The 8993-nt window shown below is 36.2% G+C and carries 9 protein-coding genes; 7 read left to right on the top strand and 2 right to left on the bottom strand.

The features are described from left to right. Positions 1-159 precede the first annotated feature (159 nt). A complete protein-coding gene (locus H6G73_RS23810) occupies positions 160-876 on the top strand; it encodes a Yae1 family protein (RefSeq protein WP_242034302.1) in 717 nt (238 codons plus the stop codon). A 181-nt stretch (positions 877-1057) separates the two neighbouring features. Here H6G73_RS23810 and H6G73_RS23815 read toward each other — a convergent pair whose 3' ends face one another. After that, entirely contained in the window at positions 1058-3478 is a 2421-nt protein-coding gene (locus H6G73_RS23815) for an NACHT C-terminal helical domain 2-containing protein (protein WP_199317845.1), read from the bottom strand. Between the two features lie 108 nt (positions 3479-3586). On the opposite strand from H6G73_RS23815, the gene H6G73_RS23820 reads away from it, so the two are divergent. After that, positions 3587-3796 carry a hypothetical protein gene (locus H6G73_RS23820; protein ID WP_190608976.1) on the top strand — a complete coding sequence of 70 codons (210 nt, stop codon included), beginning with the start codon at positions 3587-3589 and terminating at the stop codon, positions 3794-3796. A 128-nt stretch (positions 3797-3924) separates the two neighbouring features. Here the strand turns inward: H6G73_RS23820 and H6G73_RS23825 are convergent, their stop codons facing one another. After that, on the bottom strand, positions 3925-4158 hold the full coding sequence (locus H6G73_RS23825; RefSeq protein WP_190608978.1) for a Nif11-like leader peptide family natural product precursor: 234 nt from the start codon (positions 4156-4158) through the stop codon (positions 3925-3927). Between the two features lie 296 nt (positions 4159-4454). Between H6G73_RS23825 and H6G73_RS23830 the strand changes: the two genes are divergently transcribed. The 5 genes from H6G73_RS23830 to H6G73_RS23850 form a co-directional block, all read left to right on the top strand. Next, positions 4455-4925, top strand: coding sequence for a GNAT family N-acetyltransferase (locus tag H6G73_RS23830; RefSeq protein ID WP_190608980.1), 471 nt, complete (start codon positions 4455-4457; stop codon positions 4923-4925). Positions 4926-5320: 395 nt separating this feature from the next. Next, on the top strand, positions 5321-5608 hold the full coding sequence (locus H6G73_RS23835) for a Mo-dependent nitrogenase C-terminal domain-containing protein (protein ID WP_190608982.1): 288 nt from the start codon (positions 5321-5323) through the stop codon (positions 5606-5608). 120 nt (positions 5609-5728) lie between these two features. Next, a complete protein-coding gene (arsM, locus tag H6G73_RS23840; RefSeq protein WP_190608984.1) occupies positions 5729-6697 on the top strand; it encodes an arsenosugar biosynthesis arsenite methyltransferase ArsM in 969 nt (322 codons plus the stop codon). A gap of 45 nt (positions 6698-6742) precedes the next feature. Continuing rightward, positions 6743-7729 carry an arsenosugar biosynthesis radical SAM (seleno)protein ArsS gene (gene arsS / locus H6G73_RS23845; RefSeq protein ID WP_190608985.1) on the top strand — a complete coding sequence of 329 codons (987 nt, stop codon included), beginning with the start codon at positions 6743-6745 and terminating at the stop codon, positions 7727-7729. A 586-nt stretch (positions 7730-8315) separates the two neighbouring features. Further along, a partial coding sequence (locus H6G73_RS23850) for a type I restriction endonuclease (RefSeq protein WP_242034303.1) occupies positions 8316-8993 on the top strand: 678 nt, incomplete at its 3' end.

The raw sequence follows: 8993 nt of genomic DNA on the forward strand, positions 1-8993 counted from the left end.
AGCTATTAGATAAACTTCGCTATTTACAATCTTGTATGTGTCAGAAAATCAGTTATGTTCATTGGTTTGAGGAGATTATGTTTTGTTGACATATTTAACCTTTTTAGAGCTAGTATAACTAGATATGTAAAGTTTTGTATTAGGATTCAACATTTCTGCATGTATACATATAATTACCGCTTGTTTGACCGTCATAAAAAGCGTGTAATTAGTTTGGCTGTTTTAGCGGATGAAGAAGCAAACTGGCGACCGTCAAGTTATAATTATCAATTAGGAGGGTGTCGTGTCAGTCTAGACTTTCCGATTGCTAAATTATTAGATTATGAACCATCCTGGTCAAGTCTAGAAAATAGCAAAAACCCCTTTGCTATCGTTGTGATGGCACATTTAAAGAGTAAAGCCACTAAACGTAATCCTGAAAATAGATTACAGTGGAAATTAAGTTTAGTGAGATTGCTCTTAGAAAGCGGTTTCAGTCGGCAAGATATCAGACAATTATTCCGGTTTATAGACTGGATAATGGTTTTACCAGAAGAACTGGCAATTAATTTTAAAACAGAAATCAGAAGTTACGAAGAGGCAAGAAAAATGCGCTATGTAACCAGTATTGAACGATTAGCGAAACAAGAAGGAATTGAGGAAGGGCTACAAGAAGGTCGTCAGTTAGGACTTGAATTAGGTATTCAAGAAGGTATTCTACAAATGGGACGAGATAATCTCATTGAAGTCATGGAAACAAGATTTGGAGAACTACCAACATCTATTGTTAATGCAGTAAATCAAATTAATGATTCATCTGTTTTGAAAACATTGTTAAAAAGAGCTATTTCTATTCCCTCAATCTCTGAGTTTGAGCAATTATTACCACAAGATTGAAATGTTGTTATTAATGCAGTGAAGACTATCAATGATTCATCTGGATTGATAATACTTGCTCAAAAAACGATTATTTCTACAGATGAATTTCAGCAACTATTAAATGATATTCCTGTTGAAAGTTAAACAGATAAAAATTTCTAACTAAGCTTCCTGATTAGCTTCCAACCACGCAAAAGCTTCATTGTTTCTTTATCTTTTCAATCTCACTCATCGGTAAAAGCAAAGTATCCTCAATGTATTCTCTAACTTCGCGGCTTACATAACAATCGCTATTTAGGCAATTTATTAGAAGTCTATTAGCTTTGTAGTAACGCTCTAACAACTCTTTTTGTGCCTCATTGAATTGCCAAGAGCATCCAATATCAATATATTGAATCAAGACAGATTCAAGTTTCTCTATCCAACTCATACCATGATAAATTCGCCATTCTAAAAACTTATTTTTAATTTTAATTTCCTCATATGGTAATTGCAACCAAATATTTTTCAAATCATTTTTAATTTTATGATCAAATTCACCAGAAATTATCGCCTCATACACTCTAGGCAAATAATGTAAGCATAATTCATGAATATCAGTAAAATAATTATTGCTATAATCAACTTTCAAAAGTTTACGTGCGAGTTTAAAAAAAATATTTAATATAATATTGATATTTTCATAATCCCCAATCCTTTTATCTATTTTCCATGATAATGTGGGAACAAGAATATTATTATCGATGATAATACTCTCGAATAAATAATTTGCTTCAATCCAAAAATAAAAAGCCCTTAGACTAGCTTTTCTACACTTTACTTCTAAATAATTAGATTTTATATTAACCTCAATTAATAATTTCTGATATTTTTCATCTGAACCAACTAGCATATCAATTTTTTGCTTCATCAATAGGATTAAGTCGTCAGCCTTCCGCATCATACCTACAGTGAGTAAAAAAACTTCCTGCCAGCGTGTCTCTGTAATATATTCCATCAAAATCTCATAGGAAGAATTGGCCACAATTTCTCTAGCTGTAAAATATTCTTGAAACGTCAAATGTGAGAAAGAATAGATTCCATTCGCTCTTGCTACTAATAGCCCATGCTGAGATTCAATAGACTTTAAAACAGCTTCACTATCCAGTTCTAATTCCTGTGGTTCTGTACGAGCATCGCGCAAGTTATAGATAAAATCAGCTATATATCCCTCAACCATTTTTTGCTTAAAAAAATAATTCCCCTGCTCAAAAGTAATCTGTGCAATTTGACTCAATAAATCTTCTTTACGGTGCAAAGATAGATTTTTATAAACTTGATCACGTTCAATATTCCGTTTGGCATCCCATTTTTTGAGTAGTATATCTACACCTTCTTTATAAAGTTCAGAACGATTTGCCGGAAAATCATTATTTTCGCCAAATACCAAACACAACAGGGTTAATAATAATGGATTGGTTGCTAGTTCATAAATAGGTTCGTTTTCTTTTAACCTCTGAATAAAACGGTCTGCTTTTACTGGGTCAATTAACCTAAACCAATTTTGGGCAAATGTTGCTATTTGCTGTTTGTTAAAATCCGCCATTTCCACTTCTGTAAAGCGTTCAAAAGTATATTCTTTGGCCGCTATGCGGCAAGTAATTACAAACTGATTGGTGTGATATTTAGTAGAAATATCAATAATTTGATTTAAAACACGGTTTGTATCTTCTGCTCGGACTTCATCTAAACCATCTAATAAAATTAATCCTCTATCTTGACTCAAGATTTTATCTATTTTATCTTCAGCATCCTTGACACGACACGCTGATAACTGTTGAGCAATATATTCTAGTAAATCTGGCTGTTTGGGTTTTTCTGCAAATTCTTTCAGGGTAATGAAAAACGGAACTTTATTTGTTAAAAATTCCCCTTCAATGCAGTGCATTGCCAGATATTTTAAAAATGTGGTTTTACCTGCACCTGGTTTTCCTAAAACCATCAGTTTACTATGACGCTGCACCGCTTCTAATCCCGGTATTCGCTTCTCAGTTACTTTGCTAAGTCCAAAACGGTCAAATTCTTCAGGGTTACAGTTTTTTAAAAGTTCAGCAATTTCTATGCGTCGGTTTCGGTTTAGTTTCTCCAAGATATTGACATTTGTATAAATACCCCTTTCACCAGTTAACTCTATTCGTTGTTCCATATCTAAAACACGCATGGTTCCACATTTTTCTTTGATATGGGGTTTAACCAAGGCGCGAATTTCTTGGACTAAAGCATCAATTTCAGAATCTACAACATCAGCATTTACAGGGGGTTTTTGCTGTGAATACCGCTTTCCTAGATATTCTCGCAAGCGCGTTTCTTTAACAGGGCCACTACCTGTAATCTGGAACTTCTTGTAAATACCGGATAGGCAGGTACTGACATTGCTTTCACTGATGCTAAGTGTCTGTGCTACTTGTACTCGACTTTTACCACGTCCAAAGATTTCTATAAAAACTTCCTTCTCTCTGTTTGATAATTCACTGTATTGTTGGAGTTGTTTGAGGAAATCTTCAGGTAAGGGCATAGAAGCACTGGAAAACGCTGCCGATTCCAGTATAGCTTGCGTTTTCGACAATTTGCGCCAAGTCAAGGCAAGTCAGGGTAAGTCAAGACAAATCAAGAGCAAGTCAAATAAATAACTCTAAAAGAAAATTGCGACATTTAACTCAGTCAACCACAAGCAACTGAGATACTCGCAATGCTAGAAACTCTCATCCCCCAGCTACTTGAAAAATCTATTGAAGTTATCCTGACACTGCTGCTAGAAAAATTATTGACATGGCTGTTGAAGGACGAAAACATCCAGCGTCTCAACTACTTTGTGAAAATGCAAATGCTTGTACTTTATCTAGATTGGGTCTTGCTGAAAACGCCTCTTGCCATTTTCAAAGATACAGAAAATCAATAACTGTTAAACATTTTTATTTATTTGTCTGAAAATCCGATAATACCATAAAGATAAATATATAAAATGGTGCTAAATAAACAGCACCTTGGGGAGGAAGATTCTTTCTCACTTCAGAATCTAGCATGGTATTATCTGGGAACTATGTGGAGTCTAGGGCCTACTCCCGGATTGATAATAGCTGCTAATTCCTCAGCAGATAATTTAGATAATTCTGTTTCCAGTTCTTCAACGGTGAAGTTATAGCCAGCAAGATTAGCAACTTGGATAAATGCTTCTGGGTTAGTTGCGGCTTTGAGTCTTTCTTTTAAGATTTGGTCTTGTTTAACAGCTTGGAAAAGTTTAGCCGCATTGTTCTTGTCCATGACAGTCTATACTCCTGTTTTTAAAATTCAGACTGAGTGATTGATTTTGGTCAAATAACAAAGTCTAAATGGTTGCGCTTTCAACATTGATTAAATACAGCCTATGACAGATAGATGAGCTACAGACTATGAATGGCGAAAATTTGAAGAGGTGGACATCTTGCTCCTTGTGTACCTCTCTCAGATAAAATCTGCTGTAACTGCGTCTAGCTATAATCTTATAAAGAGAAGCAAGAGAAATTTATCTATCTACAATCTAGTTTATTGCTACTCTCACCTCTATCTTTAGTCTCAAAATGGCACACTATGATTTGACTATACCTTCTGGTTGCATCCTCCGTCAGGCCAATCCTCAAGATATATGGTCAATTCGCTTTTTGGTCTTATCTGCCAAACTTGACCCCACCCAATTACGTTGGCAGCAATTTTGGGTGATTGAATATAGTCAAAATATTATAGCCTGTGGACAATTACGCAAGTTTACTGATGTACAGGAATTGGGTAGTTTAGTAGTTGCCCCTGGTTGGAGAAAACGAGGGTTAGGCAGTATGTTAACCCAGCATTTGATCAATAGTGCGACTCAACCCTTATATTTAGAATGTTTGGGTGAAAAACTGGCAAAATTTTACAGTCGATTCGGTTTTGTGCAAGTTAGCTTCACAGATATACCTCCAGGACTGCAAGGTAAGTTTTGGTTATCAAATCTAGGGAAAAATTTCTTCAAAATTCCCGTGATATTTATGAGATATTCCCGACTAAATGATTGATGGGGTAGATAAATTTAACCAGGAATGGCAGTGTTCGGCGTTGCTATCAGGCAGCCTAAAATTGCAATTGATTGATTTAATTAATTGATTTGTTAGTGTCGCTTCAATACTTGGTAAAGAAATGTAAACTTAATTGTCAAAAATTGAAACTCAATTACATTAAATATATTTATCGCTAATAAAACAGAAATTTATGCCCTAGCTAAAAACCAAAATTGCAAATCCCAATTTAAAGAATTATCCGAAATGGTGGAAAGACCAGGTGTAGTTAAATATATAGCTGGAACAAACAGCTAAAAAAACATTCAAAGGTGATAACTGCATAGATTATCCCCATCCAACATATAAATTACTCAACCAACTCAATTTCTTTTCATCATTTAGGGTAATTCATCATGACTAGCTTCTTTACACTACCTTTTCACTATGACCCACTCCACCCAGTTCGCCAATGGTTGGAATCAATAGAAGTTCAAAACTCCCAGTTTGCTCACTTATTATGTAAATTAATTCCTGCCCAATGCCCATTTGAACGTGATATTGTGCTTTTTGGGCACAAGTTATTGCATATTCCACCACTTTGTAAATTAAATCCTTTTTACGAGCAATTTGTTGGGTTGCGATTTAAAGCCTTGTGTCATTTAGCAGATGAATGTGGTGAAGATATTAGCTGTTATTGCTAGGGAGAAACTATTTAAAAGCAATTTTCAGTTCTATAAATATTGATAAATTAAAAATTCCTGTGGGTTAGCTGCTGGCTGTAAGTATACTAGTATGCACAGAACACACTCTCCGCAAGAATAATGACCTATTTAGAAACAGCCGCACAATTTTATAGCGAAGCAGCACAAACACCCCAAGTAGGACTTTGTTGTGTACAAAGTTCACCTCTACAATTACCTGGGCTGAAAATTCCTAGACAGATGCAGGAAATGAACTATGGTTGTGGAACCACTGTTCACCCCAATGAACTTGCTAACCAACCCACGGTTTTATATGTAGGTGTGGGTGGTGGTTTAGAAGCTTTACAATTTGCCTACTTTTGCCGTCGTCCTGGTGCAGTTATCGCTATTGAACCTGTATCAGCAATGCGAGAAGCTGCACAGCGCAACTTAGAACTAGCGTCACTAGAAAATCCCTGGTTTGACCCCAGTTTTGTCGAGATTCATCCCGGTGATGCTTTTAATTTACCTGTGGATGATGCTAGCGTTGATGTTGTAGCCCAAAATTGCCTATTTAATATCTTTGAACCAGCCGATTTAAGTCGCGCTTTAACAGAGGCTTACCGAGTTTTAAAAGCTGGTGGCAGGTTGCAGATGAGTGACCCTATTACAACTCGTCCTATTCCCCTGACTTTACAACAAGATGAACGCCTGCGGGCAATGTGTTTATCAGGTGCAATCAGCTATGAAGAATATACCCAATTAATTATCAATGCAGGGTTTGGGCAAATTGAAATTCGTGCCCGTCGTCCTTATAGATTATTAGATAAAACAACTTATTATCTGGCTGAACATATTTTATTGGAAAGCCTAGATTCTGTTGCCTTTAAAGTGGCAATTCCTGAAGATGGGGCTTGTATTTTTACGGGAAAAACAGCGATTTATACAGGTAGTGAATCATTTTTTGATGATGGTGCAGGACATATTTTAGAGAGGGGAGTACCTGCCGCAGTTTGTGATAAGACTGCCGCAAAATTAGCTGCTTTCAAGCCAGAGGAAATCATCGTTACTAATTCAACCTGGCATTATCATGGTGGTGGATGCTGTTAACTCCAGAGAATTGCTGATTGTAATTTATTAGTGAAGTAATTAATCATGGTGCAAACGGCTATTACACCTTTTTCTCATCGGCTTAAGTCTCCTTTGACTAAACAGTCCATCAATGTTTTACAAATCAATCTGGGTAAGCGTTGCAACTTAGCTTGTACCCATTGCCATGTGGAAGCGGGACCAAAGCGAACAGAGGAGTTGTCTACGGAAATTTGTCAACAGTTAATCACATTAATTAATCAGTTTCCAGAAATTAAAATTGTGGATTTAACTGGTGGTGCACCAGAGATGAATTATGGTTTTAAGCCGTTAGTAGAAGCTGCTAGAAGTAATGGTAAGCAGGTAATTGTCAGGTCAAATTTAACTATTTATTTTATGGCAGGTTTTGCTGATTTACCAGCATATTGCGCTCAACATAAAGTAAAAATTGTTGCTTCTCTTCCTTGTTATCTGGCAGATAATGTAGATAAAATGCGGGGTGATGGGGTTTTTGACCAGTCAATTAAAGCTTTGCAATGGTTGAATAAGTTGGGTTATGGTCAAGACCCAGATTTACATTTAGACTTGGTTTATAATCCTCAGTTACCTCAGGGTGAAAAATTTTCCTTGACTGCTGATCAGAGGAGTCTAGAAACAGCTTACAAAATGTTCTTGCAAGAACATTTTGGTATTGTATTTAATCAATTGTTGACTATTACTAATATTCCGATTGGTAGAACCAAATTGTATTTGCAAAGACACAATATTTATTCCAGTTATTTACAATTTTTGGCGGACAATTTTAATTCATCCACAGTTGAACATTTAATGTGTCGCAATGAGCTTTCTATTGATTATTTGGGTAATGTGTATGATTGCGATTTTAACCAAATGATGAATTTACCTGCAAAGACTAATGATGGTGAAACGCTGACAGTTAGTAAATTGCTAGAGGCTGGTAAGTTGGATTTAATTAGTGAAGTGCAAACTGCTAATTATTGCTACGGTTGTACTGCGGGATGTGGTTCTAGCTGTGGTGGGGCATTAACATAAGGTTTTATATATCAACTTTGGTTTTATGTCATCAAACAAGGATTTTGTAACAAAATCTATGATGTTTGATACATATAAGATACAAATGATTTATGATGAGATAAGTTAAGTCTCCTCACACCACATCAATTGCCGTGGATTTATTGATATTTCCACGGTTTTATTTTTGTACAGTGACTAATTATATGTCGTTGGTGACAATTTGTTGTTGTTGAAGATGGAATTTGGATTTTGAGAGTGGCAATGACAAATTTCTGCCATGTACATAAACCTACTTCACTTAGCAGTTTATAGCTACTACAAGGCTAATATAACCTCATTTGCCCGAAAAGGCTGATTTATAAAAAATAGTTTTGAGTATGGCATGATGAGTTTCTTTCATTTCTTTGATTTTTGTTAAGAATTTAACAAATTTAAACCCACAAAAATTACCGATCATCTCAAAAGCTTTCGTAGCTAATTGGACTTTGAATATATAGGTTTGGTGGTTGTTAGATAGCAAAATCCTAGTTTCATACTTACCAGCACGTGGAAATTAAGTCTAGAATTATACTGCGACTAATCTTCACGGAAAGCCGACCCTTTTATGTCAGAAGCAATTGACAAGAAATCTCTGAGTGAACGTGATATCTGTACCAAGTTTATTACACCTGCTCTAGTTAATCGCGGCTGGAATATCAACACTCAGATTCGAGAGGAAGTGACGCTGACAAAGGGTAGGGTGATTGTTAGGGGTAAGCTGGCTAGTCGAGGTGAGCAGAAACGCGCTGATTATGTGCTGTATCACAAACCAGGTGTACCTCTGGCTGTGATTGAGGCTAAGGATAATAATCACGGCGTTAGCGCGGGAATGCAACAGGCGATCGCTACTGGTGAATTAATTGATGTACCATTTATCTTTAGCTCCAATGGCGACGCTTTTATGATGTGTGAGTGTACAGTCACCGAGGGACAACGAGAACGGGAAATTCCCCTCAATCAGTTCCCGACACCGCAGGAACTTTGGCAAAAATACTGTGATTGGAAGGGGATTGACTCGGAGATTCAGCCGATTGTTGCTCAAGATTACTACCCCAGTCCTGATAAAAAACAGCCACGCTATTATCAACAGATTGCCATTAACCGGACAATTGAGGCAATAGCTAAAGGACAAAACCCAGAAGTGTTGAATGTTAAGAAAAATGCGATAAAAACAGCCCAAAATATGTTAGATTTTGGGCGAAACATTAAAGTATATCTATTTGATAGTGATTATAAATTCATT

This window comes from Richelia sinica FACHB-800, assembly GCF_014698825.1.
GTDB lineage: Bacteria > Cyanobacteriota > Cyanobacteriia > Cyanobacteriales > Nostocaceae > FACHB-800.

Coding starts and splice junctions, on each gene's coding strand:
- arsS (WP_190608985.1), top strand. CDS start 6,743: ATGGTGCAAACGGCTATTACACCTTTTTCTCATCGGCTTAAGTCTCCT.
- H6G73_RS23835 (WP_190608982.1), top strand. CDS start 5,321: ATGACTAGCTTCTTTACACTACCTTTTCACTATGACCCACTCCACCCA.
- arsM (WP_190608984.1), top strand. CDS start 5,729: ATGACCTATTTAGAAACAGCCGCACAATTTTATAGCGAAGCAGCACAA.
- H6G73_RS23820 (WP_190608976.1), top strand. CDS start 3,587: ATGCTAGAAACTCTCATCCCCCAGCTACTTGAAAAATCTATTGAAGTT.
- H6G73_RS23825 (WP_190608978.1), bottom strand. CDS start 4,158: ATGGACAAGAACAATGCGGCTAAACTTTTCCAAGCTGTTAAACAAGAC.
- H6G73_RS23810 (WP_242034302.1), top strand. CDS start 160: ATGTATACATATAATTACCGCTTGTTTGACCGTCATAAAAAGCGTGTA.
- H6G73_RS23830 (WP_190608980.1), top strand. CDS start 4,455: ATGGCACACTATGATTTGACTATACCTTCTGGTTGCATCCTCCGTCAG.